The 26,308-nt window shown below is 65.2% G+C and carries 22 protein-coding genes; 12 read left to right on the top strand and 10 right to left on the bottom strand.

Annotation, left to right across the window (positions count from 1 at the left end):
* Positions 1–7: 7 nt before the first annotated feature.
* The 7 genes from QZ613_RS14865 to glnA form a co-directional block, all read right to left on the bottom strand.
* The gene (locus QZ613_RS14865) at positions 8–1,024 is read right to left on the bottom strand and encodes an SPFH domain-containing protein (RefSeq protein ID WP_043569204.1); all 1,017 of its coding nucleotides are present in this window, start codon (positions 1,022–1,024) and stop codon (positions 8–10) included.
* A 97-nt stretch (positions 1,025–1,121) separates the two neighbouring features.
* A complete protein-coding gene (locus QZ613_RS14860) occupies positions 1,122–1,847 on the bottom strand; it encodes a type III pantothenate kinase (protein WP_043569205.1) in 726 nt (241 codons plus the stop codon).
* A complete protein-coding gene (locus tag QZ613_RS14855) occupies positions 1,844–2,722 on the bottom strand; it encodes a biotin--[acetyl-CoA-carboxylase] ligase (RefSeq protein WP_291863380.1) in 879 nt (292 codons plus the stop codon). Before QZ613_RS14855 ends, QZ613_RS14860 begins: the two co-directional genes overlap by 4 nt.
* A 37-nt stretch (positions 2,723–2,759) precedes the next feature.
* Positions 2,760–4,196, bottom strand: coding sequence for a nitrogen regulation protein NR(I) (gene ntrC / locus QZ613_RS14850; RefSeq protein WP_043569206.1), 1,437 nt, complete (start codon positions 4,194–4,196; stop codon positions 2,760–2,762).
* A gap of 60 nt (positions 4,197–4,256) precedes the next feature.
* Entirely contained in the window at positions 4,257–5,330 is a 1,074-nt protein-coding gene (gene glnL, locus QZ613_RS14845; protein ID WP_043569207.1) for a nitrogen regulation protein NR(II), read from the bottom strand.
* Positions 5,331–5,368: 38 nt separating this feature from the next.
* A complete protein-coding gene (locus QZ613_RS14840; RefSeq protein ID WP_043569208.1) occupies positions 5,369–5,845 on the bottom strand; it encodes a DUF4124 domain-containing protein in 477 nt (158 codons plus the stop codon).
* Between the two features lie 179 nt (positions 5,846–6,024).
* Positions 6,025–7,440, bottom strand: a complete 1,416-nt coding sequence (gene glnA / locus QZ613_RS14835) for a type I glutamate--ammonia ligase (RefSeq protein WP_043569209.1) — start codon at positions 7,438–7,440, stop codon at positions 6,025–6,027.
* A 306-nt stretch (positions 7,441–7,746) separates the two neighbouring features.
* Between glnA and QZ613_RS14830 the strand changes: the two genes are divergently transcribed.
* The 4 genes from QZ613_RS14830 to QZ613_RS14815 are packed head-to-tail and all read left to right on the top strand — an operon-like array spanning position 7,747 to position 10,660.
* Positions 7,747–8,196 (top strand): rhodanese-like domain-containing protein, encoded by a 450-nt coding sequence (locus QZ613_RS14830; protein ID WP_043569210.1) that lies wholly within the window; start codon positions 7,747–7,749, stop codon positions 8,194–8,196.
* Positions 8,197–8,252: 56 nt separating this feature from the next.
* Positions 8,253–9,350: a quinolinate synthase NadA gene (nadA, locus tag QZ613_RS14825; RefSeq protein ID WP_043569211.1), complete on the top strand. Its 1,098-nt coding sequence runs from the start codon at positions 8,253–8,255 to the stop codon at positions 9,348–9,350.
* 27 nt (positions 9,351–9,377) lie between these two features.
* On the top strand, positions 9,378–9,770 hold the full coding sequence (locus tag QZ613_RS14820; RefSeq protein WP_291863375.1) for an arsenate reductase: 393 nt from the start codon (positions 9,378–9,380) through the stop codon (positions 9,768–9,770).
* Positions 9,767–10,660, top strand: coding sequence for an Hsp33 family molecular chaperone HslO (locus QZ613_RS14815; RefSeq protein WP_291863373.1), 894 nt, complete (start codon positions 9,767–9,769; stop codon positions 10,658–10,660). The genes QZ613_RS14820 and QZ613_RS14815 overlap by 4 nt, the downstream gene beginning before the upstream one ends.
* Positions 10,661–10,679: 19 nt before the next feature.
* Here the strand turns inward: QZ613_RS14815 and QZ613_RS14810 are convergent, their stop codons facing one another.
* A complete protein-coding gene (locus QZ613_RS14810; protein ID WP_291983045.1) occupies positions 10,680–12,098 on the bottom strand; it encodes an FAD-binding oxidoreductase in 1,419 nt (472 codons plus the stop codon).
* A gap of 360 nt (positions 12,099–12,458) precedes the next feature.
* Here QZ613_RS14810 and glk point away from each other — a divergent pair, with 360 nt between their 5' ends.
* Genes glk through QZ613_RS14785 form a run of 5 tightly spaced genes read left to right on the top strand, consistent with a single transcriptional unit; the run spans position 12,459 to position 21,009 of the window.
* The gene (gene glk / locus QZ613_RS14805; RefSeq protein ID WP_291983043.1) at positions 12,459–13,490 is read left to right on the top strand and encodes a glucokinase; all 1,032 of its coding nucleotides are present in this window, start codon (positions 12,459–12,461) and stop codon (positions 13,488–13,490) included.
* Entirely contained in the window at positions 13,480–15,981 is a 2,502-nt protein-coding gene (locus QZ613_RS14800) for a glycogen/starch/alpha-glucan phosphorylase (protein WP_291983041.1), read from the top strand. Before glk ends, QZ613_RS14800 begins: the two co-directional genes overlap by 11 nt.
* A complete protein-coding gene (gene glgB / locus QZ613_RS14795; RefSeq protein ID WP_043569216.1) occupies positions 15,978–18,161 on the top strand; it encodes a 1,4-alpha-glucan branching protein GlgB in 2,184 nt (727 codons plus the stop codon). The genes QZ613_RS14800 and glgB overlap by 4 nt, the downstream gene beginning before the upstream one ends.
* Positions 18,149–20,167: a glycogen debranching protein GlgX gene (glgX, locus tag QZ613_RS14790; RefSeq protein ID WP_043569217.1), complete on the top strand. Its 2,019-nt coding sequence runs from the start codon at positions 18,149–18,151 to the stop codon at positions 20,165–20,167. The genes glgB and glgX overlap by 13 nt, the downstream gene beginning before the upstream one ends.
* On the top strand, positions 20,167–21,009 hold the full coding sequence (locus tag QZ613_RS14785; RefSeq protein WP_291903646.1) for a VCBS repeat-containing protein: 843 nt from the start codon (positions 20,167–20,169) through the stop codon (positions 21,007–21,009). The genes glgX and QZ613_RS14785 overlap by 1 nt, the downstream gene beginning before the upstream one ends.
* A 62-nt stretch (positions 21,010–21,071) precedes the next feature.
* Here the strand turns inward: QZ613_RS14785 and QZ613_RS14780 are convergent, their stop codons facing one another.
* On the bottom strand, positions 21,072–22,052 hold the full coding sequence (locus tag QZ613_RS14780; protein WP_291867970.1) for a Nudix family hydrolase: 981 nt from the start codon (positions 22,050–22,052) through the stop codon (positions 21,072–21,074).
* 40 nt (positions 22,053–22,092) lie between these two features.
* Positions 22,093–23,049: an ATP-binding protein gene (locus QZ613_RS14775; protein ID WP_291867967.1), complete on the bottom strand. Its 957-nt coding sequence runs from the start codon at positions 23,047–23,049 to the stop codon at positions 22,093–22,095.
* A gap of 48 nt (positions 23,050–23,097) precedes the next feature.
* Here QZ613_RS14775 and QZ613_RS14770 point away from each other — a divergent pair, with 48 nt between their 5' ends.
* The 3 genes from QZ613_RS14770 (at position 23,098) to QZ613_RS21220 (ending at position 26,292) form a co-directional block, all read left to right on the top strand.
* Positions 23,098–24,348 carry a murein transglycosylase A gene (locus QZ613_RS14770; protein WP_043569220.1) on the top strand — a complete coding sequence of 417 codons (1,251 nt, stop codon included), beginning with the start codon at positions 23,098–23,100 and terminating at the stop codon, positions 24,346–24,348.
* 176 nt (positions 24,349–24,524) lie between these two features.
* Positions 24,525–25,727 (top strand): ammonium transporter, encoded by a 1,203-nt coding sequence (locus tag QZ613_RS14765; RefSeq protein WP_291983039.1) that lies wholly within the window; start codon positions 24,525–24,527, stop codon positions 25,725–25,727.
* A 130-nt stretch (positions 25,728–25,857) separates the two neighbouring features.
* On the top strand, positions 25,858–26,292 hold the full coding sequence (locus tag QZ613_RS21220) for a hypothetical protein (protein WP_366144472.1): 435 nt from the start codon (positions 25,858–25,860) through the stop codon (positions 26,290–26,292).
* Positions 26,293–26,308 lie beyond the last annotated feature (16 nt).

The following is a 26,308-nucleotide window of genomic DNA, read 5'->3' as shown; positions in this document are numbered from 1 at the left end:
CTCCGCTTCAGACGAGCTTGCCGAGCAGCTCTGCCTTCTTGGCGTCGAATTCGGCCTGCGAAAGGACGCCCTTGCCGACCAGGGCATGCAGCTTCTCCAGCGTCGCCACGATCTCATCCGCGGCGGGCGGCGAGGCGCCTGCGGCTGGCACCGTCGCGGCCGTCATCGCCGACCCCATCGCGGCAGTCATCGTCTGGCCGATGCCGAGCCCGGCACCGAGACCGGCGCCGATGCCGGCGATGCCGCCTTCATTCTCCGCGGCCAGCGGAATGCTGCTCGCCACCTGGTACTGCGTGTAACGCCCGAGGTCGCCGATCATGTTCATGCCGATACGCGTATCGAGAACCTTCTGCAGTTCCTCGGGCAGTGACACGTTCTGCACGACCAGACGATCAAGGAGCAGCCCGTAGCGAGCGAAGGTCGCGTCCAGCCTGGCCTTCAGCGCCCGACTCAACTCGTCCTGGTTGGCGGCCATATCGATGAAAGGCACGCCCGATTCAGCGAACAGGTCGGTCATCGAGCTGATCACAAGGTTGCGCAACTGGCCGTCAAGATCCTCTACCGTGTATTCGGCTCGCGTTCCGGAAATCTCGCTGTAGAATTTCTGCGCATCGTTCAGCTGGTACGAGTAGATGCCGAAAGCACGCATCCGCACCATGCCGAAGTCCTGGTCACGGAGGGTGATCGGATTCGACGTTCCCCATTTGCGATCGAGCTGCAGCCGGGTCGAGAAGAAATAGACGTCCGACTTGAAAGGCGACTCGAAAAGCTTGTCCCAGTTTTTCAGATAGGTAAGCACCGGCAGCGTGCGTGTCGTCAGCGTGTACAAACCGGGAGCAAAAACGTCGGCAATCTTCCCTTCATTGACGAAAACCGCGATCTGCGAATCGCGCACCGTCAGCTGCGCCCCGTATTGAATCTCCATGTCCTGCATCGGATAACGCGTGGCGAGGAGTCCGTCACCCTCTTCCGTCCAGTGGATGACATCGATGAACTGCTTCTTGATGAAGTCCATGAGGGCCATTGCGGTCTCCTGAAATCAAGCGTTGATGATCCGGCGCGGCCAGAGGGCGGGCGGCACCGGCAAAGGGTCGGTCGACAGATCGCGCAGGCAGCGCTGCTCAGCGCCCCGGCGAAGCGGCAAAGCGGCGCAGCCCGTCGAGAATCAGATTGTCCATCAACCGGAAGGGGATCTTCAAGTGCGCAGCCAGGCGCGGGGCGGCGCCGCCGGTCAGCAGACAGCGTGCCGCGGGTTCGTCGGCGATTTCCTGGAACATGCGTTCGACCGCGCCCAACTGCGCTTGCAGGCAGCCACTGACAATGGCGTCCATGGTGTTGCGCGGCAGCGCGCGGAAGACGCCATCGGCCAGCGGCAGTTGCGCCGTATTACGCGCCAGCGCCGTACACATGAGGTCGAATCCGGGAAGGATCAGTCCGCCCGCAAAGATCCCGCCGACATCGAGCCGATCCACGGTGGTCGCCGTTCCGGCGCAGACCACCAGGCAGGCGCTATCGAGAACGGCGCGCGCGCCGATCAGCGCCGCCCAGCGGTCGGCACCAAGTTGCTGCGCACTCTCGTAGCGGCTGCGCACGCCACAGGCGGCGGCACTGGCGTGCAGAAAAACCAGGTCGGCGTGGCGGCCGGCAAACAAGCGCGAAATGCTCTCCGCGACTGTCGGCCCGGCGACATTACAGACGACGCCGCGGGCATGCGCCGGCCACTGGTCAGCGACTTCGGCCAGCCTGCCGACGTCAGCGGTCGCCAGCGCGCCGCCGTCAACCCAGGCACTGCCATCGTGAACCCCCCATTTGATGCGGCTGTTGCCGGCATCGATGGCGACGATCATGCGGCGCGCAGCGACACGTCGCCGGACAGACAACGTTCGATGCCCGCTTCCGTCTGCAGCAGCAGTGCGCCGTCGCTATCCGCACCCAGGCACAGCCCCTGTCGATCGACCAGCACGCCGTCGAGCAGGCGCACCTGGCGACCCTGCCAGACGTGATACGCCTGCCAGTCGTTGCGCAGGGCGGCGAAACCGCCGTCCTCAAAACGGTCCATGATCTCTGCCAGGTCGGTCAGCAACTGCGCCAGCAACAGCTGGCGATCGGGGACCGGCGCCATCACCTGCGCCAGCGCTGCCGGCCGGTGGAGAAACTCTTCGTTGCCGTCAGGAGGTAACTGCAGATTCAGACCGATGCCGATCACCGCCCGCGTGCTGGTTGCTGCCGTATCGAGATCGACCAGAATTCCGCCGACCTTGCCGCCTTCGAGAAGGATATCGTTCGGCCATTTCAATCCGACGCCGCCGACACCGCTGTTCGCCAGACCGCGCGCCACCGCCAGACCAACGGCGAGGGACAGGCCGGCGAGCCGCGCCACACCGCCGTCGAAGCACCAGAGCAGGGAGAAGGTCAGGCTGGCTTCGGGCGTCGACAACCAGCTTCGCCCGCGTCGACCGCGCCCGCCTGTCTGCCGGTCGGCCACCAGAACGGAGCCCGACGGGGCGCCCTGAGCCGCGCGTTCGAGGAGCACGGTACTCGTCGAAACGCACTCGGCGAGCGCCGTGACCGTGAAACGCGGGCTTAGAGCGCCGAGCAGGGATTGCACGTGGCGCGGATCGATGCGGCAGGTGCTCCCGGCATTGGTGGCAACGTCGCTGGCAGCAGCAGTGGCAAGATCGGTCACCGACGCGGCAGGCGACCTGGGAGCGGACTCGTTCATGGCTTCGTCATCAGGAACAAGGCGCCATTATCGCCGATTATCGAGACACGCAGGCCTCGCGATCTTCCCCGCCACTGGCGCTGCCAGCATCGAGTCCGAGCTCCTGAATCTTGCGGGTAATGGTATTGCGACCGATGCCGAGGGTCTGCGCGGCCTCGATCCTGCGTCCACCGGTGTGCGCCAGCGCGCGGTTGATCAACACCCGCTCGAAAGCCTGCGTCAGCTTCTCGTGCACCTGCCCGGCGTCACTGACCAGCATTCGCTCGACTTCCGCGGCCAGTGCGCTCTGCCAATCGTTTGCCGCCAGCGCCGGCGTCGCCTCACGCAGCTCCGGCGGCAGATCGGCGAGTTCGACGAGTTGCCCCGGGGCCATGACCGTCAGCCAGTGACAGAGATTCTCGAGTTGCCGGACGTTGCCCGAAAAATCGAGCGCGCAGAGGTGCTTCAAGGACGCTTCGGAAAAACGCTTGCCCTCGACGCCGAGTTCCTTGGCGCTTTTCTGCAGGAAGTGGCGGGCCAGAATCGGAATGTCCTCACGCCGTTCGCGCAGGCAGGGCAGGCGCACGCGGATGACGTTCAAGCGATGAAAAAGATCCTCGCGAAAGAGCCCCTGGCGAACTCGCTCCTCGAGATCCTGGTGCGTCGCGGCAATGATCCGGACCTTTGTTTTCAGGGGGGAATGGCCGCCAACCCGATAGTAATGACCATCGGAAAGCACGCGCAGCAGCCGCGTCTGCAGCTCCGATGGCATATCTCCGATTTCGTCGAGGAACAGCGTCCCTCCCTCGGCCTGTTCGAAACGCCCTTGCCGCTGCGCCGCCGCACCGGTAAAGGCACCGCGTTCATGGCCGAAGAGCTCGGACTCGAGCAGATCGCGGGGAATGGCGGCGGTGTTGATGGCGATGAACGGTTGCTCGGCGCGCGGACTGTGACGATGCACGGCGCGCGCCACCAGCTCCTTTCCGGAACCCGACTCACCGGTGATCAGAACCGTGGCGCTCGATTGACTGAGCCGGCCAATGGCGCGAAAGACTTCCTGCATCGCCGGCGCCTGGCCGAGAATCTCGGGCACCAGGCCGACTTCATTCGGCGCACCGGTCTGGTGCATGCTTTCGCCGATCGCGCGCCGTATCAGTTCCAGCGCCTGATCGACATCGAAGGGCTTGGGCAGATACTCGAAGGCGCCGCCCTGAAACGCCGACACGGCGCTCTCCAGGTCGGAGTAGGCGGTCATGATGATCACCGGCAATGCCGGAAAGCGTTCCTTGAACGATTGCAGCAGCTCGAGCCCGGACTGCCCCGGCATGCGGATATCGGAGACCAGCACCTGTGGCGGCTCGGCGCCGGCGTCGAGTTCGGACAGGGCTTCGGTGGCCGAGGAAAAGCTCCGCAGGGGTATCTTCTCGCGGGACAGGGTCTTTTCGAGCACCCAGCGAATTGATTTGTCGTCGTCAACGATCCAGACTGCTTTCATCGATTCCTCAGGGTGTGTGGCCAGTGTTACCGACGATAAAAGCAAGAAACCTGCCAGACTTCAGCCAAGCGGCAAGCGAATCGTAAAACAAGTGCCGCCCGGCCGGCTTTCACAATCGATCGTTCCCTGGTGCTGCTGGACGAAGCTCTGGGCCAGCGTCAGACCCAGGCCGCTGCCGCCCTCGCGACCGGAAACCAGCGGATAGAACATGCGCTCGCGTATGTCTTCGGCGATACCTGGGCCATCGTCGATCACTTGCACTTCGAGCGCCAGGCGATAGCGACGCTTGAACAAGGTCGTCTGGCGGGCGACACGGGTGCGCAAGGTGATCTGGCCCGAGCCGCGCGCCCCGTCATCGGGCTGACGCTGAATCGCCTGTGCTGCGTTCCTGGCCAGGTTAAGGAAGACCTGAATCAACTGCTCGCGGTCGCCGATCAACTCCGGCAGGCTGGTATCGTAATCGCGTTGCACGGTGAGCAAGGTCGGAAACTCGGCGGTCAGCAAACTGCGCACGCGCTCGAGAATCTCGTGAATATTCACCGGTCCGGGCTGCATCGGACGGTGCGGCGAGAGCAGGCGCCGCATCAGATCCTGCAGGCGGTCTGCCTCCTTGATGATCACCTGCGTGTACTCGCGCAAACCGGGGTTGTTGAGTTCGTGCTCGAGCAACTGCGCGGCACCGCGGATGCCGCCCAAGGGGTTCTTGATTTCGTGCACCAGGTTTCTGATCAGCTCGCGATTTGCCTGCTGCTGCTCGACCAGTCGCTCTTCCCGGGTTGCCCTGAGCTGCTGATCTATCGGCCACAATTCGAGCAGCAGACTGGCTTCCCGCGTATCGACCGGATTCACCGCGCAGTTCAGGCGCAGCAACTCGCCCGCGGTAAGGCGCAGGTCGATGTTCTGCCCGGTGTAGTCCCAGCCATGCTTGAGCGCGCTGTCGAGCGCCGCCAGGAAGCGGCTGGGGCACTCGATGACGCTGGCCAGCGGGCAGCCGACAAAGACTCTGCTGCTCATCGCCAGCAGGCTCTCGGCGGCCGGATTCATGTGCCGGATGGCCAGATTCTCGTCGAGCAGGATGACTGCCGACGAGAGCAGGTCGAGCCCGCCGAAGGGGTGTGGGGAAGATTCAGACATGGCTGGTGACGGGCGCCGGAGACGTCCCGCCCGCGCGCTCAGCGTAGATTGGCAATCTCTTTGCTGATCGCCTCGATATTGCGATCGTGCAGCGCCACCTTGTCCTTGTACGGCTGCAGGCGTTCCTCGACCTTGCCGCCACTGATCGCGCCGCCTTGCATGCGCTCGTTGGGCAGTACGATGGCCTCCTGCTCGGCGAGCGCTTTCTTTGCCTGCTCGGCGTTTTTCTGCTCGGCTGCAAGCTCGTTTTCGAGAATCCGTCGGCGGTCGCCATCGCGCGCCTTCTGCGTCTGGTCGTCGACCTTCGGGAAGTTGGTCGGCGTTGGCGTCCGCGCCGCCTTTGGAGCCGGCGACAGGTTGACCGGGTCGAGAATGAGCTTTCTGCAGTTCCTGGTCGGGACATTCGAGTAGGTAATTCGCCCATCGACGTCGCACTTGTAGATATCCTGCGCGTAAGCAGGCCATGCCAGCAACGAAAGCAGTGCGCTCGAGATAAACAGTTCCTGCGCTTTCATCTTCGTCCCATTCCTTGGTCGCAGCCCGCCACCCGGTGATTGCAGGCTCGCATCATGCTCAATCGCGAATCACCTACGAGTGTATTGGATGACCCGAACTAATACAAACGCACAACCGGGGCATTCGGCAGACGAAAAAAAAGGACGGGCAAGCCCGTCCTCTTCCCCGCGCTGCGTGATCAGCAGCTGTAATACAGGTCGAACTCGACCGGATGGGTGGTCATGCGCACCTTGTTGACCTCGTCCATCTTCAGCTCGATGAAGGCGTCGACCCACTCGTCCGAAAAAACACCGCCACGGGTCAGGAACTCGCGATCGACGTCGAGCGCGCCCAACGCCTCTTCCAGGCTGGCGCAAACCGTCGGGATCTTGGCATCCTCTTCCGGAGGCAGATCGTAGAGGTTCTTGTCGGCCGGATCACCCGGATGGATCTTGTTCTGGATGCCATCGAGGCCGGCCATCAGCAGTGCCGCGAAACACAGATAGGGGTTGGCGATCGGATCCGGGAAGCGCGTCTCGATGCGCCGCCCCTTGTCCGACGCGACGTGCGGCACGCGGATCGACGCCGAACGGTTCTTGGCCGAATACGCCAGCTTGACCGGAGCCTCGTAGTGCGGCACCAGACGCTTGTACGAGTTGGTGCCCGGATTGGTAATCGCATTCAGCGCCTTGGCGTGCTTGATGATCCCGCCGATGTAGAACAGCGCCAGTTCCGACAGCCCGGCGTAGCCGTTACCGGCGAACAGGTTCTTGCCGTCTTTCCAGATCGACTGGTGGACGTGCATCCCCGAACCGTTGTCGCCAACGATCGGCTTGGGCATGAAGGTGGCGGTCTTGCCGTACTGATGGGCAACGTTGTGCACCACATACTTCAACTGCTGCGTCCAGTCGGCACGTTTGACCAGCGTGTTGAACACGGTGCCGATCTCGCACTGACCGGCCGTGGCGACTTCGTGGTGATGGACTTCGACCGGCACGCCGATCGACTCGAGCGTCAGCACCATTGCCGACCGGATATCGTGCAGGCTATCGACCGGCGGCACGGGGAAATAGCCGCCCTTGACGCCCGGACGATGGCCGGAGCCACCGCCACCTTCGGCTTTCTCGCCATTCGACCAGGCGGCCTCCTGCGAGTAGAGCTTCAGCGAGCAGCCCGACATGTCGACACTCCAGGCCACCGAGTCGAAGATGAAGAACTCGGGCTCGGGACCGAAATAGGCCGTGTCGCCGATGCCGGACGACTTCAGATAAGCTTCGGCGCGTTTGGCAATCGAGCGCGGGTCGCGGTCGTAGCCGCGGCCGTCAGCCGGATCAACGACGTCGCAGGTCATCACCAGGGTCGTTTCGTCGAAGAAGGGATCGATGTAGGCAGTGCTCGGATCAGGCATCAGCTGCATGTCCGAAGCCTGAATTCCCTTCCAGCCGGCGATCGACGAGCCGTCGAAGGCGTGGCCATTCTCGAACTTGTCTTCGTCGAAAGCGCTGACCGGCACGGTTACGTGCTGCTCCTTGCCACGGGTGTCGGTGAAGCGGAAGTCGACGAACTTCGCCTCGTTTTCCTTGACCATGTTGATCACGTCTTGCGGGCTTGCCATTGCAGAGTCTCCTGAACAGGTGCCGGATCAACCGGCGGCAGTAGAAAATAGGTACGAGGGAAAGGAGAGCAGAAAACGTGCCAACCCCTGTCCTGCAGGTTTTTATTGTGCCACAAGCCAATTGAGCGTTCCTGGGCTTTTTTCTGCACCGCGACGGTGCAACCACTGCGAGTGACGCACCTTTCTGGTGCGTAGCGACTCGCTCGCTTGCGCCCGCGCCGCTGCCAGCGCGCGCGCAAGCGAGCAGTCACAGGCCGTTTCTCGGTTTATACTGCGCCCCTGGTGCAACTACACTTGGCAGGCCCCATGGGAAGATTGACCGATCTGCTTCAGCTGGCCCGAGAACGCGGACGCGAACTGGGTCTCCCCTACGCAGGCGCCCTGACGCCGCGGGAAGCCCACGAGGTGTGGCAACTGGCGCCGGGAGCCAAGCTGGTCGATGTGCGCACGCGCGCCGAGTGGGATTGGGTCGGGCGCATCCCCGGGGCCATCGAGATTGAGTGGATGAGCTACCCGGAGAACAAGCCGAACAGCCACTTCCTGGCGCAACTCAAGCAACAGGTCGATCGCGAAGCGCTGCTGATGTTCATCTGCCGCAGCGGTGCGCGTTCGCATAATGCCGCGGCACTGGCCGGCCAGGAGATGCAGGCCGATTGCTACAACGTGCTCGAGGGCTTCGAGGGCGACAAGGACGCCAACGGCCAGCGCGGTACGATCGGTGGCTGGCGTCAGGCCGGCCTGCCGTGGCGCAGCTGAACTTTCTTGCCGCGAACCCGGTCTGGGTTCTGTGCGATTGCCCCGAGTAAGCGAACATGCCAACCGCCACCATCAGCTTTGACAAATTCAACCAGTTGCAGGACGACGCCTGCCACCGGCGCATTCGCGCTGCCCGCGAACGGCTGGGTACCAGGGCCGTGCTGCTCTGTCACCACTACCAGCGCGCCGACGTCTATCAATACGCCGACCTCACCGGTGACTCGCTGAAACTCGCCCGTCTGGCGTCGCAGACCGACGCGCAGTACATCGTCTTCTGCGGCGTGCATTTCATGGCCGAAGTCGCCGACATCATGTCGAAGCCGGAGCAGACGGCGATTCTTCCCGACCTCGCCGCGGGCTGCTCGATGGCCGACATGGCCAACCTTGCCAAGGTCGAACGCTGCTGGCGCGAACTCGGCGAAGTGCTCGACGTCGAGCAGCAGGTGACGCCGGTGACCTACATCAACTCGGCCGCCGACCTCAAGGCTTTTTGCGGCGCCCGCGGCGGCATCGTGTGCACCTCGTCGAACGCCGGGACGATAGCCGCCTGGGCCTTCGGGCGCCGGGAGAAGATCCTCTTCTTCCCCGACCAGCACCTCGGCCGGTGGACCGGCCACAAGATGGGCATCCCGCTCGACGAGATGGAGGTCTGGGACCCCGACCTCGAAATGGGCGGCCTGAGCGCCGAGCAGATCCAGCGCGCGAAACTGCTGCTCTGGAAAGGGCATTGCTCGGTGCACCAGATGTTCCAGCCGGCGCACATCCTGCGCTTCCGCAATCAGCATCCGGACGGACTGGTCATCTCGCACCCCGAATGCAGCTTCGAAGTCTGCCGGCAGTCCGACTTCGTCGGCTCGACCGAACACATCGTGCGGACGATCAAGGAAGCCAGCCCGAATACCCGCTGGCTGGTGGGCACCGAACTCAACCTCGTCAATCGCCTGGCCGAAGAAGTCAAACACGAGGGCAAGATCGTCCAGTTCATGGCGCCGACGGTGTGCATGTGCTCGACCATGCAGCGCATCGACCCGCAGCATCTGGCATGGACCCTGGAGAACCTCGCCGACGGCAGGGTGGTCAACCCGATCCAGGTTCCCGCGCACGAAGCCGAACTGGCCAGAGTCGCGCTCGAGCGGATGCTCGCCGTCTCGTGACATTCCGGGCCGTCCAGCCCCGAACAGATGACCGCCGACCCGCCCCCGCCTTCGCGCCACCTGCGCATTTTCGGCATCCGGAACTGCGACACGATGAAGAAGGCCTGCACCTGGCTGAGCGATCATGGCGTCGCTTTCGACTTCGTCGACTACCGCCGGCAAGGCATCAGCGCGGACCAGATCGCCGAGTGGAGCCGGCGCAGCGACTGGAAGCTGCTCCTCAACACGCGCGGAACGACATGGCGAAAACTCGCCGAAGAGCAACGCTGCAATGTCGACGAAGACCAGGCGCTGCGGCTGATGGCGGCGTATCCGAGCCTGATCAAGCGGCCGGTAATCGATTGCGGTGACCGCCTGCTGATCGGCTTCGACGCGCAAAGCTACGCCAGGGAATTCCTGGAACCAACGGACAACGAATGAGCAACGACACCCTCCACCGCTTTCTCCTCGACGACCTCGACATCTCCGGAGCAGTCGTCCGCCTGGGCCCGGCCTGGCGGCTGATGCTCGACAATCGTGGCTATGCGGCGGCGGTCGCCCAACTGCTCGGTGAAATGACCGCGACGACGCTGTTGCTCGCCGGCAACCTCAAACAGCCGGGTCGGCTCACCATCCAGCTCCGCGGCAGCGGCGCGCTCTCGCTGCTGGTCATCGACTGCAACGAACAGTTGCAGATCCGTGGCATGGCCAAATGCACGGCCGCCATCGAAGCCGGCGCGGCGTCGGAGCTGCTCGGCGACGGGCAACTGCAACTGGCTCTTGACATGGCGTCGATGCGCGAGCCCTACCAGAGCATCGTGCCGCTCGCCGGCGACAGCATTGCCGAGATTTTCGAGCACTACCTCGCGCAGTCGGATCAGCAACCCGCGCGCCTGTTTCTGGCCGCATCGCAGGATGGCGCCGCCGGACTTTTCCTGCAACGCCTGCCCACCGCCGAGCAGCGCGACGCCGACGGCTGGACGCGCATCGAGGCGCTTGCGGCAACGGTCAAGCCCGCCGAGCTGCTCTCACTCCCCGCCGACAAACTTCTGCTGCGCCTTTTTGGCGAAGAAACGGTGCGCCTCTTTGCCGCCAGGCCAGTCGCCCACAACTGCCCGGAGGACTGGGACAAGGTGCGCTCGATGCTCCTTTCGCTCGGCCGCGAAGAAGTCTATGCGGCACTCCACGAACAGGGTGAGGTGCTCATCAAGGACGACATCTGCAATCGCGAATACCGTTTCGACGCGCAGGCGATCGACGAACTGTTTGCCGGCCAGCCGCCCGCAGCGGCCACCGCCAGCACACCCGCCGCGCCGCCGACGCTCCACTAGCCTGCTGGCGGCCGTTCGCTCAGAGTACCTTGCCGGGATTCATCAATCCTTGCGGGTCGAGCGCGCGCTTGATCGCCCGCATCATCTCGATCTCCAGCGGGCTCTTGTAGCGCAACAGCTCGTCGCGCTTCAGCTGCCCGATGCCGTGTTCGGCGCTGATGCTGCCGCCGAGTTCATGCACCAGGTCATAAACGATGCGGTTGACCGCCGGCTGCGCGGCGATGAAGACGGCGTTCTCGCCGGCCTGCGATTTCGACTGGTTGTAGTGCAGGTTGCCGTCGCCGATGTGCCCGAAAGCAACGATGCGGATCTCGGGGAAAGATTGCGCAAGCTCGCGGCCGGCACGTTCGACGAACTCCGGGATGCGCGAAATCGGGACCGAAACGTCGTGCTTGATGCTCACTCCTTCAAGTTTCTGCGCCTCGCCAATGTTCTCGCGCAGGGCCCACAGGCGCCGCGCCTGCTCGCCGCTCTGGGCGACGACCGCGTCGCTGACCGTGCCGCTTTCCAGGGCTTCGCCAAGGAAGGCCTCGAGCGTCTGCCGGAGCGACTGATCGTCGTCGCCGCCCGAGAGTTCGACGAGCAGATACCAGGGGCTGGCCGAAAAGCTCGCCTGCGAACCCGGGAAATGCTTGCGCACCAGGCCAAGGGCAAGGTCGGAGACCAGTTCGCAGGCGGTCAGCAGGGCCCCGAAACGGGCCTGCAGGTCACCGAGCAGACGAACCGCCTGCGTCGGCGAGGCAATCGCCAACCACGCCGTGGCGATCGCCCGCGGCAAGGGAAAGAGCTTCACAACCGCGGCGCTGATAATCCCCAGGGTTCCTTCGGCGCCGATGAACAACTGCTTCAGATCGTAGCCGGTGTTGTCCTTGCGCAGGCCGCGCAGGCCATCCCAGATCTCGCCGCTGGGCAGCACCACCTCCAGTCCCAGGGTCAGCTCGCGCGTGTTGCCGTAGCGCAGGACCTGCACCCCGCCGGCGTTGGTCGACAGGTTGCCGCCGATCTGACAGCTGCCTTCAGCCGCCAGCGACAGCGGAAACAGGCGCCCCGCCTGCGCCGCGGCTTCCTGCAGCGTCTGCAGCACGCAGCCGGCCTCGACGGTCATCGTGTTGTTCGCCGGATCGATCGCCCGCACCCGCCGGAGACGACTCAGGCTGATCAGTACCGCGTCGCCTTCCGGCGCCGGCGTCGCCGCGCCGCAGAGGCTGGTATTGCCGCCCTGCGGCACCATTGCCACCCCGACCTGCGCACAGGCGCGAACCAGCGCCGAGACCTCGGCCGTGCTGGCCGGACGAACCACACAAATCGCGGCACCACGATAGCGCCCTCGCCAGTCGGCGAGGTGGGCGGAGATCGCCTCGTCCGCGGTGAGAACGTGATCGGCGCCGACGACTTCGACAAGCCGGCTGATCAGAGACGCGTGCTGGGCTGACTTCACTGCGGGTCCTCGGGCTGGAAAGCTGGAAAGCATGAAAACGAGAGGGGAAAGTGCCGACGCTGGAACGGCGGGCGACGATCCCTGCTGATTGTACGGATCTGCGAGCCGCGTGGCTGCAAGCCCGGCGTGCTGCCGGCTTGACAGAACGAGCGTTGAACCGACAGACTCGCGACAGGCTTGCACTCGTTCGACGGGGATCGTCCGGCCTGGCAACATGAATCGTTGATCGGCGCAGCAGGTGGTGCGAGGATTCGCGCCCCGGCCTTCGCTTACCGCCCTCCGGGCATTTTCCTCTCGAATCTGCAGCAACCTTGTCGCCAAAGGGGCAAGTGTCGGCTGCGCACCTTTCGGCAAACCTCCATGGAATCCACTCACCCGTCCAGCCCTTCGACTCCGACGAACGCGGCCGACCCCGCCACCGGCGCGGGCAGGTCAGCGGCGCTGCTGGTCGCCGACATCGGAGGCACCCGCGCCCGCTTCGCGCTGCTCGACGAGCACGGCACGCCGCAGCGGGTGCGCATTTTCGCCGTCGCCGACTTCGCCGGACCGATCGAGGCCATCGAGGCCTATCTCGCCGAGGTCGCCTGCCCCGGCTTGCGCGCCGCCGCCATTGCCCTCGCCGCGCCCATCCACGAGCAGGTGATCCGACTGACCAACGCCGGGTGGAGCTTCGCGCGCGAGGAAATAAAGTCGCGCCTCGGGCTGAGCCGCCTGCTCCTGCTCAACGACTTCACCGCCCTGGCGCTTTCCTTGCCGCGACTTGCCCCCCGTGACCTGCAGCAGGTCGGCGGCGGCACAAGCGTCGCGCTGGCCCCCAAGGCAGTGCTTGGCCCGGGAACCGGCCTCGGCGTCTCCGGAGTGATCTTCGGTCGCGGACACTGGCTGGCGCTGAGCGGCGAAGGCGGACACTGCTCGCTGGCACCGGCAGACGGACGCGAAGCAGCGATTCTCGGCCTCGCCTGGCGCGAACTTCAGCACGTCTCGGGCGAGCGGCTGATTTCCGGAAGCGGCCTGCCGCTGCTGCATCGCCTGGTCGCCGAAGTCGACGGCCGGGCCAGCGAATCCCTGACCACCGCCGAGATCGTCACCCGCGCGCTGAGCAACGAAGACGTCCAGTGCAGCGCGGTCCTCGACACCTTCTGCGCGATGCTCGGCTCGCTGGCCGGGAATCTGGCGTTGACGCTCGGCGCACAGGGGGGTGTTTATATCGGCGGTGGTATTATTCCCCGCCTCGGCGAGCGCTTTGCGCGGTCACCCTTTCGCGCCCGCTTCGAGACCAAGGGGCGTTTCGCTGCCTACTTGGCCGCAATTCCGACCTATGTAATGCTCTCGCCTACGCCGGCCCTGCTGGGCGCCGCCCATGCCCTGGCCGAGAGCGAGGATGGCCTATGAAACCTACTACTGGAGTACTTCCCTGATGTCCAAAGCCATTGAATCGCAACCTGACGGAGAACCGCTGCGCGCGCAGATCGACCACAAGCTGCTCTGTCAGGTGGCTACCGACCGAGATGTCGCCGGCAAGGCGGAGTACTACCATGCGCTGGCGCAGGTGGCACGCGAGCAACTGGCAAAACGTTGGGTCGAGACACAACACGCCGACCGTGCCAACAAGGCACGGCGGGTCTATTACCTGTCGATGGAATTCCTCATCGGCCGGGCAATGAACAACGCCCTGTCGGCACTCGATCTTCGTGAGCAGGCAGCGACCGTGTTCACGCCGCCGGGTCCGTCGCTGAACGAGGTGATGGAATGCGAACCCGACGCCGCACTGGGCAACGGTGGCCTGGGACGCCTGGCGGCGTGCTTCCTTGATTCGATGGCCACCCTCGGACTGCCTTCCTGGGGCTACGGCGTACGTTACGAATACGGGATGTTCGCGCAGTCGATCGTCAACGGCCAGCAGGTCGAAAAACCGGAAGCCTGGGTGCAAGATCGTTCGCCATGGGAATTCCCGCGCGCGGGCAGGCACCATACGGTGCACTTCGGCGGCAGCGCCGAGCACAGCGGCGACTGGGCCGAGTGGCATCCGGCCGACTCGGTCGAAGCCAAGGCCTTCGACCACGTCATCCCCGGTCACGGCACTGACCGGGTGAGCACCTTGCGCCTGTGGAAGGCGGCTGCCCCATCGGAAATCGACCTCGGCGCCTTCAATACCGGCGACTACCAGCGTGCCGCCGAATTCAAGAACCGCTTCGAGAACATCTCCTGGGTTCTCTACCCCAACGACAGCACCTCCGCCGGGCGCGAGCTGCGCCTGCGCCAGGAGTACTTCTTCGTCTCGGCGTCGATGCAGGACATCCTCAGCCGCCACGACGACGAGTACGGCAGCTTTGACAACCTCGCCGACAAGGTCGCCATCCACCTCAACGACACGCACCCGGCGATCGGTGTCGCCGAGTTGATGCGCCTGCTGGTCGACGAACACGGGCTGAAGTGGAATGCAGCCTGGGAGCAGTGCCGCCGCATCTTCTCCTATACCAACCACACGCTGATGCCGGAAGCGCTGGAGACCTGGAAGGTAACGCTGATGCAGCGCGTACTGCCGCGCCACATGCTGATCATCTACCGCATCAATCACGAGTTCCTCGACGAGGTGGTTCGCCTCTACCCTGGCGACATCGACCTCATGCGACGCGTGTCGCTGATCGACGATGGCAACGGCCATGAAAAAGACAAGCGCGTGCGCATGGCGCACCTGAGCATCGTTGGCAGCCACCGCATCAACGGCGTCTCGCAATTGCATTCTGACCTCATGGTGCAAACCATTTTTGCCGACTTTGCCCGCCTTTACCCGGAACGCTTCCACAACAAGACCAACGGCGTCACGCCGCGGCGCTGGCTGGCGCAATCCAATCTCGGCCTGTCGGCGCTGCTCGACGAGCGCATCGGCAAGGAGTGGCGTCTCGATCTCGACCGCCTGGAAGGCCTGCGCAGCGTCGCCGACGATGCTGCGTTCGGCAAGGCGTTTGCCGCCGCCAAGCGAGACAACAAGCTGCGCCTGGCCGACTACGTGGCCCGCGAAGTCGGCGTCAGTCTCAACCCGGACAGCCTCTTCGACGTGCAGGTCAAACGCATCCATGAGTACAAGCGGCAGTTGCTCAACGTACTGCACGTCATCACCCGCTACAACGCGCTGCTCAACGGCGAGACGGCCGGCGTTGCGCCACGCAGCATCATTTTCGCCGGCAAGGCCGCCTCCTCGTATCACATGGCCAAGCAGGTCATCCGGCTGATCAACGATGTCGCTGCGGTGGTCAACAACGACCCACGCACCCGCGACCTGCTGCAGGTCGCGTTCATTCCCAACTACGGGGTTTCCGTCGCCGAATTGATCATGCCGGCGGCCAACCTTTCGGAACAGATTTCAACCGCCGGAACGGAAGCCTCCGGCACCGGCAACATGAAGCTCTCGCTCAACGGCGCGCTGACCATTGGCACCGAAGACGGCGCCAACATCGAGATTCGTGACCAGGTCGGCGCCGATAACATCTTCATCTTCGGCAACAATACGGCGCAGGTCGCCGCGCTCAGGCAGACCGGCTATCAGCCCAGCGAGCTGTACCAGAACGACCCCGTACTGAAGGAGGCGCTCGACAAGATCGACGGCGGCTTCTTCTCGCCCGGCGAACGCTCGCGCTATCACGACGTCTTCAACTGCCTGGTCCATTACGGCGACCACTACCTGCTGCTCGCCGACTACGCCGACTACGTCGCCACTCAGGCGCGCGTCGACGCGCTCTACCTGACGCCCGCCGAATGGCAGCGCAAGGCGATCCTCAACGTCGCCGGAATGGGCACCTTCTCGGCTGACCGGACGATCCGCGACTACGCCGACGATACCTGGAAGCTGCAAACGCTCACCAATCGAGGAACTGCCGAATGATTGACAACGCAGAGATCATTTCCCTTTGCCGGGCCGAACACGGCAACCCCTACGCCGTCCTGGGGATGCACACCGATGCCGACCAGCGGCTGTGGGTGCGCAGCATGCAGCCGGGCGCGCGTGCAGTGGCGGTGGTCGACGCCAAGACCGGCAAACAGGTTGCCGAGCTCAAGGAGCGTGACGTCGAGGGCGTCGAGGGATTTTTTGAAGGCGTCATCCCGCGCCGTCGCAGCAGTTTCCCCTACCGCCTGCGCATCACCTGGGAAAACGGCGTCCAGGAAACCGACGATCCGTATCGTTTCTGGGCCGTGCTCGGCGAGATGGACGTCTGGCTGCTCGCGGAAGGTTCGCACCTGCGCCCCTTCGAGCGCCTCGGCGCGCACCTCTGCGAAATTGACGGTGTCGCCGGAACGGCTTTCGCGGTCTGGGCGCCTGACGCCCAGCGGGTCAGCGTCGTCGGTGATTTCAATGGCTGGGATGGCCGCCGCCACCCGATGCGCCTGCGCCGCGAATGCGGTGCCTGGGAGATCTTCCTGCCCGGCGTGACCGCCGGCGCCCGCTACAAATACGAAATCCGCTCGCGCCACGGCCATCTGCTGCCCCTCAAGTCCGACCCCTACGGCTTCGAAGCCGAGATGCGGCCATCGACCGCCTCGGTGGTCTGTGCCCTGCCACCACCGGTCGAAGCCACGCCCGTTCCGGCCGGCAATCAGCTCGGCGCACCCGTGTCAATCTACGAAGTGCACCCGGCTTCGTGGCGGCGCGCCGACGATGGCGGCTTTCCCGACTGGCAACTCTTGACCGAAACGCTGATTCCCTACGTCGTCGACCTCGGCTTCACGCACCTCGAACTGCTGCCGGTTTCCGAGCATCCCTTCGACGGTTCCTGGGGCTATCAGCCGCTCGGGCTCTACGCACCGACTGCCCGTCACGGCAGCCCGGCCGGCTTCCGCCAGTTCGTCAGCGCCTGCCACAGCGCCGGCCTGCGGGTGATCGTCGACTGGGTACCGGCGCATTTCCCGACCGACGAACACGGTCTGAGTCGCTTTGACGGCGACGCGCTCTACGAACACGCCGACCCCCGTGAAGGCATGCATCAGGACTGGGGCACGCTGATCTACAACTTCGGCCGTCGTGAAGTGAGCAACTACCTGATCGGCAACGCATTGTTCTGGATCGAGCGTTACGGCGTCGACGGCCTGCGCGTCGATGCGGTGGCCTCGATGCTCTACCGCGACTACAGCCGCTCCGAAGGGCAGTGGGTACCGAACGTGCATGGCGGGCGCGAGAACCTCGAGGCAGTCGCCTTCCTGCGCCGCATGAACGAGGTCCTCGGTCAGGAGCACCCGGCGGCCGACACCTACGCCGAGGAGTCCACCGCCTGGCCGATGGTCAGCCGGCCGCCGTCGATGGGCGGTCTCGGTTTCCACTACAAGTGGAACATGGGCTGGATGCACGATGTGCTCTCCTACATGTCGCAGGATCCGATCTATCGCCGCTACCATCACAACAAGCTCAGCTTCGGGATGATGTACGCCTTCACCGAGAACTACGTCCTGCCGCTCTCGCACGACGAAGTGGTACACGGCAAGGGCTCGCTGATCAACAAGATGCCCGGCGACACGTGGCAGAAATTCGCCAACCTGCGTTCGCTGTATAGCTTCATGTGGGCACACCCGGGCAAGAAGCTGCTGTTCATGGGCGGCGAGTTTGGCCAGTGGAGCGAGTGGAACGAAGCCGTCTCGCTCGACTGGGCCTTGCTCGACTTCCCGAATCACGCCGGCGTCCGCAATCTAATTCGCGACCTCAACAGCCTCTACCGCAGCCGCCCGGCCTTGCATGAGGTCGATTTCGAACCGGCCGGTTTCGAATGGATCGCTGCCGACGATGCCGACAGTTCGGTCGTCGCTTTCGTGCGCTGGACGCGTGATCGCTCACGCGCCATGCTCTACGTCGGCAACTTTACCCCGGTCGTTCGCCAGGGCTACCGCGTCGGCGTACCGAATGCCGGCAGGTACTACGAGCGCATCAACACCGACTCGCAGCACTACGGCGGCAGCAACGTCGGCAACGGCCCGGACGGACTGGTCGCCGAACGAGTCCCCGCGCACGGCCGTGAATACTCGCTGAACCTCACCTTGCCACCACTCGCCGCGCTGTTCCTCGAATGGGTACCGTGAGCGAGAACGCGGACAAGCTCGCCGCCGGACGGCCGTCACCGCTCGGCGCGACCTGGGACGGCCAAGGAGTGAACTTCGCGCTGTTTTCGGCGCATGCCGAAGGCGTCGAGCTGTGCCTCTTCGAAGGCAAGCGGATGCGCGTCCTGCCCCTGTCCCGCTGCAGCGACCAGGTCTGGCACGGCTACCTCGCCGGGGCGGAGCCGGGCCAGCGCTACGCCTACCGGGTGCACGGCCCGCAGGCGCCCGAGAACGGCCAGCGCTTCGCCGCCGGACGCCTGCTGCTCGACCCCTACGCGCGCCAGGTCGTCGGTGACTTTTCGTATCCGACGGCGGCAGAACCGGCACACGGTCTCGAGTGCTGCGTGGTGGATGAGCGCTTCGACTGGCAAGGCGACACCCCACCGGCGACGCCATGGGCCGACACCGTGCTGCACGAAGTGCACGTCAAGGGCATCAGCCAGCTGCACCCGGACGTGCCGCAGGCACTGCGCGGCACCTACGCCGGGCTCGCCACAGCGGCGATGATCGCCCATTTCCAGCGCCTTGGCGTCACCGCCGTCAGCCTGCTGCCGGTGCACCACTTCCTCGACGAACAACGTCTGCTCGGCGAAGGACGGGTCAATTACTGGGGCTACAACTCGCTCGGCTTTTTCGCCCCGGAACCGCGTTACGCCGCCACCATCGACGGGCAATCGGTGATCGCCGAGTTCAAGACCATGGTCCGCACGCTGCACGCCGCCGGTCTCGAAGTCATCCTCGACGTGGTCTTCAACCACACCGCCGAAACCGACGAGTTCGGTCCGACGCTGTCGTTTCGCGGAATCGACAACCAGAGCTACTATCTGCTGCGGCCGGGCAATCCCGCCGCCTACGAAAACTACAGCGGCTGCGGCAATACCTTCAACCTCACTGAGCCACGCGTCCTGCAACTGGTGATGGACGCGCTGCGCTACTGGGTCGGCGTGATGCACGTCGACGGCTTCCGCTTCGACCTCGCCGCCGCACTGGCTCGCGACAGCGCCTTTCTCGCCGCCGTCCGCCAGGACCCGCTGCTGCAGAATGTCAAGCTGATCGCCGAGCCCTGGGACATGGGCCCCGACGGCTACCGGCTGGGCCGCTTCCTTCCCGGCTGGAGCGAATGGAACGACCGCTTCCGCGACGACGTGCGCGCCTTCTGGCTAACCGGCGAGGTCGGCGTCGGCGCACTCGCGCAGCGGCTCTCCGGATCGAGCGAACTGTTCAAGGGCGCGGGCCGCGCGCCGCAGGCCAGCGTCAACTTCCTCACTGCACACGACGGCTTCACCCTGCGCGACCTGGTCAGTTACCAGAACAAGCACAACGAACTCAACGGCGAGCAGAATCGCGACGGACACGGCCACAATCTGTCGTGGAACTGCGGCGAAGAAGGCGAGAGCGACGACCCGGCAGTGCTCGAAAAGCGCCGTCGCCTGCAGCGCGCGCTGCTGGCCACGCTGCTCATCGCGCAGGGCGTGCCCATGCTGCAGGGCGGCGACGAGCTCGGCCGCACGCAAGGCGGCAACAACAACGCCTACTGCCAGGACAACGAAATGACCTGGCTCGACTGGCAGCATGCCGACGGCGAGCTGATCGACTTCGTCGCCGGCCTGGTTGCCTTGCGCAAGCGTTTCCCGCAACTGCGGCAAGTGAACTGGCTCAGCGGCGAAGCGGGCGACCACGCGCAGCCCGACGCGCTCTGGTGGCATCCTGCAGGCCGACCGATGGGCGTCGCCGACTGGCAGTCGAACAAGCTCGGCGCCTTCGCGCTGCAACTCGCTCCCCAGCCAGGCAACGGCACGTCTGCGCCGAGCAACGCGACACTGCTCTGCCTGATCAACCGCGACGAGATTCGGGTTCCCTTCCTGCTCCCGTCTGGCGTCTGGAAACAGCTCTGCGACAGCAGCGCGCAAGAACCATTTGCAAGCTTCCGACGCGAAAAGACGAGCCCGGTTGCGGCGCGCAGCGTGCAGCTTCTCAGCCTGGAGTGATGCCTGCTGGCGGCGTGGCGGCAGCGGCCGGCAAGCGGGCCACTGCGCGCCGATCGCTGCGCAGACCGCTCGCTTTCGCCCTCCTCGCGCTGAGCGCCGCGGCGGCGGCCGATGGCGAAACGATGACCGGCGCGCACTATGCAGCGCCGGCCGAGCGCTATGGCCATTTCGCGCTTGGCCGACCCCACGAATACGCCCGCTTGGTGGTGAGCACCGACGCCGGTCAACGCCATTCGCTCGCCCTTCCCGACGATGAAGTCTTCGAGGACCTGGCGCCGCGCCTGGTCACTCTGGCGACCGGCGAGCCCCCGGAACTGCTGACCATCGTCAGCCAACGCGACAGCGGATCGCGCCTGGCGCTGATCGGCTTGCGCGATGGGCGCCTCGCAATCAGCGCGCAGTCGCCACCGATCGGCACGCCGATGCGCTGGCTGAACCCGGTTGGCGTTGCCGACCTCGATGGCGACGGGCAAGCCGAGATCGCCGCGGTGAGCACACCGCACCGCAGCGGCACGCTGCGCATCTACCGACGCCACGGACAGCAGCTGGTCGAGATTGCCGCGCTGGCCGGCGTGTCGAATCACGTCTACGGATCACCCGAGCTGGGCCTGTCGGCGCCGGTCACCATCGACGGTCGAACGCTGCTCGTGGTCCCCGGCTCGACGCGCCGCCAGCTGCGCATCATCGCACTGCAGGACGGGCGCCTGGTCGAAACGGCTCACTGCCCGCTCTCCGCGCCGCTGACCGGTGCCATCACGCTGGCATCAGGGGCGCAGCTTTCGGTCGGACTGCTCTCCGGGCGCGCACTGATTGCTCTGCACGATTGCCCGGCCAGCAAGTAGTCGACGCGCGCTGATCGGCACTGCCTGCGGGCCGGGTGCTCGCCACTTCGGCCAACGCTCGCTCAGCGCCAGCCCCGCATCAGCGCGACGCCGTGCGCCCCGGCGCGGCAGGCGGTTTCGAGCATCTCCGGCTGCAGCCCGCCAAGCGCGTAGACCGGAAGCGGCGAACGTTCGACGAGGCGCGAGAACTCCGCCCAACCGAGACCGGCGGCACCGGGATGGCTGAGGGTCGGCAGCAGCGGACCGAGAACGACAAAGTCCAACCCCAGTTGTGCCGCCCGCGCGAGGTCGGCGGCGCTGTGGCATGAAGCGGCAACACGCGCGAAATCCGGCCGGCAGTCGAGCTGCCAGAGCTGCTGCGACGACAGGTGCAAGCCGCGGGCGCCGACCGAACGGGCCAGTTCCTGATCGTCGTTGATCAGCACGCAGACCCTTGGCGCGCAGCCCTCTTCGTAACGCTCGTAACGCTCGTAGCGACGTGCAAGGGCCATCACGGCGCGCGCGAATTCCGCACGCCGCGCCGGTGCCAGCGTCTTGTCGCGCAGCTGCAGCAGGCGCAGCCCCCCGGCCAGCGCGCGCTCGATGCGCAGCAGTTCGGCTTCGACGCCGTTCTCCTCGGCGTTGCTGAGCGCATACACGGGCGGCAGCGCGAGCGCCTGCAGGATCGGGCCATTGGCCGGCAGAATCGGCTCGACACAGGCCGCCGCGCCCGCTTTCAGCCAGGCGAAAGCGCTGTGCTCGATCGCTGCGATCGCGCCCTGCCACGCGTGAATGCGATAGAAGCGCAGGCGGACGGTGGCGTGCGGATAGGTAAACTCGCAGCAGACCCACGGCCAGACGTCGTTCACCGTGATCCCCAGCTCTTCCTGCAGTTCGCGGACCAGCGCCTGATGGAGCGTCTCGCCCGGATCGACCTTGCCGCCGGGAAACTCCCAGTAACCGGCGTAGACCTTTCCGGGCGGGCGTTGCGCAAGCAGGAACTCGGGTGCGGCCGCATCGCCGCGCAGCAGGACGGCGGCGACGACTTCGGTGATCTCCGTCATCGGCGAGCCCATTGCACGGCGCCGCGCGGCACGCCGACGATCATGCGCCGCGCGGGCGCTTGCGCGCCACCACCGATGATCCGGGCACCGTTTTGGTGCGCGAGCGCTGCGGGCGAGCGGGCGCCACGCGCTGCCGACCCGCCCAGTCACGGGCAAACTGCCAGGCGACGCGGCCGCTGCGCGAACCGCGCTCGAGCGCCCAGTTGAGCGCGTCGCGCTCGGCGCCGGGAATCTCGTCCGGCGCACAGCCAAAGGACTTCAGCCAGTGGGCGACGATGTTCAGGTAGGCGTCCTGGTCGAACGGGTAGAACGAGATCCACAGCCCGAAGCGTTCGGAAAGCGAAACCTTCTCCTCGATCGCCTCGCCGGGATGGATTTCCTCGCCGACGCGCTTGCTCTCCAGATTCTCGGCGAAATACTCGGGCATCAGGTGACGGCGGTTCGAAGTGGCATAGATCAGCACGTTTTCCGGCGCGGCGGCGATCGAGCCGTCGAGGACGACCTTCAGCGCCTTGTAGCGCGCGTCGCCGGAATCGAAGGAGAGGTCGTCGCAGAAGACGATGAAGCGTTCCGGACGCCCGTCGACGAGCTCGACGATATCCGGCAGATCGGTGAGCTCCCCCTTTTCCACCTCGATGACCCGCAAACCGTCGGCCCCATAGGCGTTCAGCAGCGCCTTGATCAGCGACGATTTTCCCGAACCGCGCGCGCCGGTGAGCAGCACGTTGTTGGCCGGCTTACCGGCGACGAAGTGACGCGTATTGGCGTCGATCCGCGCCTTCTGCTCGTCGATGTCGTGCAGGTCGTCGAGCCGAATGGCGGGCAGGCGGGTGATCGGCTGCAAATAGCCGACACCGTGGCTCTTGCGCCAGCGAAAGGCTTTCGCCGCCCGCCAGTCGGGCAGCGCCGATGCGGGAGGCAGCAGGGGTTCGATGCGCTCGAGGAGAGTCTCGGCGCGCAGCAGAAAGCTGGCAAGTTGCCGGAAGAGGTCGGTCATCGAACGGTATACTCCGCGGTTTGACGAACCCGATACTCTAGCCAAACGATGCTCAAAAGCCAACCACGGACAACAGGTCCACTCCGCGCTCTTGCCGCCGCCCTGCTGGTCTTGCTGCTCACCGCCTGTGGCACGCGCAGCGAGGCACCGCAAGGCGACTGCCCCGCCTGCCCGGCTTGCCCGGGGTGCGAACCCGGCGCGACGGGCGAACCGGGCAAGCCGGCCACTCCCGCCTACAAGCCGCTGCAGCCGGCACGCTGGAGCGACCTGCCGGCGTGGAACGACGACGATCTGCGCGCCGCCCTGCCGGCGTTTCTGCAATCCTGCCGGGCGCTTGCCAAGCGCCCGCAATGGCCTCTGTGGCGTCCTGCCTGCGAGCAGGCGCAAGCGCTGAGCGCGCCATCGGCGGCGGCCATCCGCAAGCTCTTCGAGGCCCGCTTCCAGCCGTGGCTGCTGACCAACCCGGACGGCAGCAGCGACGGCCTGGTGACCGGCTACTACGAACCCCTGTTGCGCGGTTCGCGAACCCGCGGCAAGCCCTACGTCGAAGCCGTTCTCGGCGTTCCGCCCGATCTGCTGAGCATCGACCTCGGCGCCGTCCAGCCCGAGCTCAAGAACCTGCGACTGCGCGGCCGCCTGCAGGGCAACAAGGTCGTCCCCTACTACTCGCGGGCGGAAATTACCCGCGGCGAGCAGAGTAACGGCGGCCGGGTCCTGCTCTGGGTCGACGACCCGGTGGAACTGTTCTTCCTGCAGATACAGGGCTCCGGGCGCGTCCGCCTGCCCGACGGCAGCATGACGCGACTGGCCTTCGCCGACCAGAACGGCCACCCCTACCAGTCGATCGGCAAGCTGCTCGTCGAACGCGGCGAAATGACCCTCGACCAGGCTTCGATGCAGGGAATCAAGCAATGGGCGCGCGCCAACCCGACGCGCCTCGCCGACCTGCTCAACGCCAACCCGCGCTACGTCTTCTTCAGCGAGCAGGCGATCAGGAGCGGCGACGGCGAGGGTCCGAACGGCGCACTGGCCGTGCCCCTGACGCCCGAGCGCAGCATCGCCGTCGACCCCCGCCACGTCCCCCTCGGCGCGCCCGTTTTCCTGTCCACCACCCGACCGGCAACGACCACCCCCCTGCGCCGCCTGATGCTCGCGCAGGATACCGGCAGCGCCATCCGCGGCGTCGTGCGCGCCGACTTCTTCTGGGGCTTCGGCGACCAGGCCGGCAGCGAGGCCGGGCGCATGAAGCAGCAAGGAAAGATGTGGGTTCTTCTGCCGCCGGGCGCCGCACCAGAATAGGTTCGGCACGGCACGGACTGGTGCATCAAGCCCCATAAAGGGGCGACAGCAAGCAAAAAGCGCACAAGACTGGTGCGCTTTTTGTCTTTGTGGCGCGTGCTTCCTTGATTACACGCACCGTTTGGCATCGGCACGCATCTTGCTTGATGGCTTCGACACGATTTTCAGGAGAAACCATGGAAGCCCTCAAGTCTGGTAGCGACGTTCTCTTCATTCTGCTCGGCGGCATCATGGTCCTGGCAATGCACTCCGGTTTTGCCTTTCTCGAACTGGGCACGGTGCGCAAGAAGAGCCAGGTCAATGCGCTGGTGAAAATCCTTACCGATTTCTCGGTATCGACGATCGCCTATTTCTTCATCGGCTACAGCGTTGCCTACGGCATCGGCTTCTTCCACGGCGCAGAAACCCTGATTCAGAAGAACGGCTATGAGTTGACCAAGTTCTTCTTCCTGCTGACCTTTGCGGCGGCCATCCCGGCCATTGTTTCGGGCGGCATCGCCGAGCGCGCCAAGTTCAATCCGCAACTGGCAGCGACGTTCATGATCGTCGCCTTCATCTACCCCTTCTACGAGGGCATCGCCTGGAATCAGGCCTTCGGCGTGCAGGCGTGGCTGAAGGCAAGCTATGGCGCCGAGTTCCACGACTTCGCCGGATCGGTGGTGGTACACGCCATGGGCGGCTGGATCGCCCTGCCGGCCGTACTGCTGCTCGGCGCGCGCCACGGGCGCTACACCAAGCAGGGCGGAATTTCGGCGCACCCGCCGTCGTCGATCCCTTTCCTCGCCCTCGGTGCATGGATCCTGACCGTCGGCTGGTTCGGCTTCAACGTGATGAGCGCGCAGACGATCGAAAACATCTCCGGGCTGGTGGCGATGAACTCGCTGATGGCCATGGTCGGGGGAACACTGGCGGCACTGGTGGCGGGCAAGAACGACCCCGGCTTCGTGCATAACGGCCCGCTCGCCGGTCTGGTCGCGGTCTGTGCGGGGTCGGACATCATGCACCCGATGGGCGCACTGGTCGTCGGCGGCGTCGCCGGCGGACTGTTCGTGATGATGTTCACGCTCACCCAGAACCGCTGGAAGATCGACGATGTCCTCGGCGTCTGGCCACTGCACGGCCTGTGCGGTGCCTGGGGCGGTATCGCCGCCGGCATTTTCGGCAGCAGGGCGCTCGGTGGCGTCGGCGGAATTGCCTTCATGCCGCAGCTGATCATGACCGTGCTGGCCATCGTCATCGCCCTCGTCGGCAGCTACATCGTCTATGGCGTGCTGAAAGCCAGCGCCGGCCTGCGCCTCGATCCGGAGCAGGAATACAACGGCGCCGACCTCTCGATCCACAACATCACCTCGACGCCGGAGCGGGAGAGCAACTGGTAAGGGCTCGTCACAAGAGTAGAGCCTGTCGGGCAACGACAAGGCACCGGACAGCCTTGCTGGCCATGTAGACTTCTCCATCGGGAAGCCTGTTATTCTTTTCAGACTTCGCAAGCAACGGTCGGGGAGGCGCATGGCAGTCAGAAAAATGACCACGAAGGCCCCCCCTGCAACGGGGAATTCCCGGCACAGCAGCCCTGACGCAACCGCGAGCGTCGCGGAGACGGCGGTCCCCGATGTCGGCGTCGGCCTGGTCGATTGGGCGCTGCCGCCCGCCGAGATTCCCGCGCAACTCATCGCCTATTCGGCACACGCCGTTGGCAGACTCCCGGCGCTGGTCGCCAACCCGGCGCCGAAGATCGAGGCGCTGGACGACTACGTCAAATTTCTGCAGCGGACCCCGTGCGAAGTGGACGCCTTGTTTCGTGACCTACTGATCGGCGTGACCGCTTTCTTCCGCGATCCGGAAGCCTTCAGCACGACGACAGCAGCGCGGCTTCCTCCGCGTAGCGGCTTCGTCCAACCACCGCAATCGCGGCGGCAGATAAGCGCTATTCGTAATAAATAACCACAGGGATCGAAAT

This window comes from Candidatus Accumulibacter sp. ACC005, from assembly GCF_907163215.1.
Taxonomy (GTDB): domain Bacteria; phylum Pseudomonadota; class Gammaproteobacteria; order Burkholderiales; family Rhodocyclaceae; genus Accumulibacter; species Accumulibacter regalis.
This window is presented reverse-complemented; position numbering and strand designations above follow the sequence as displayed.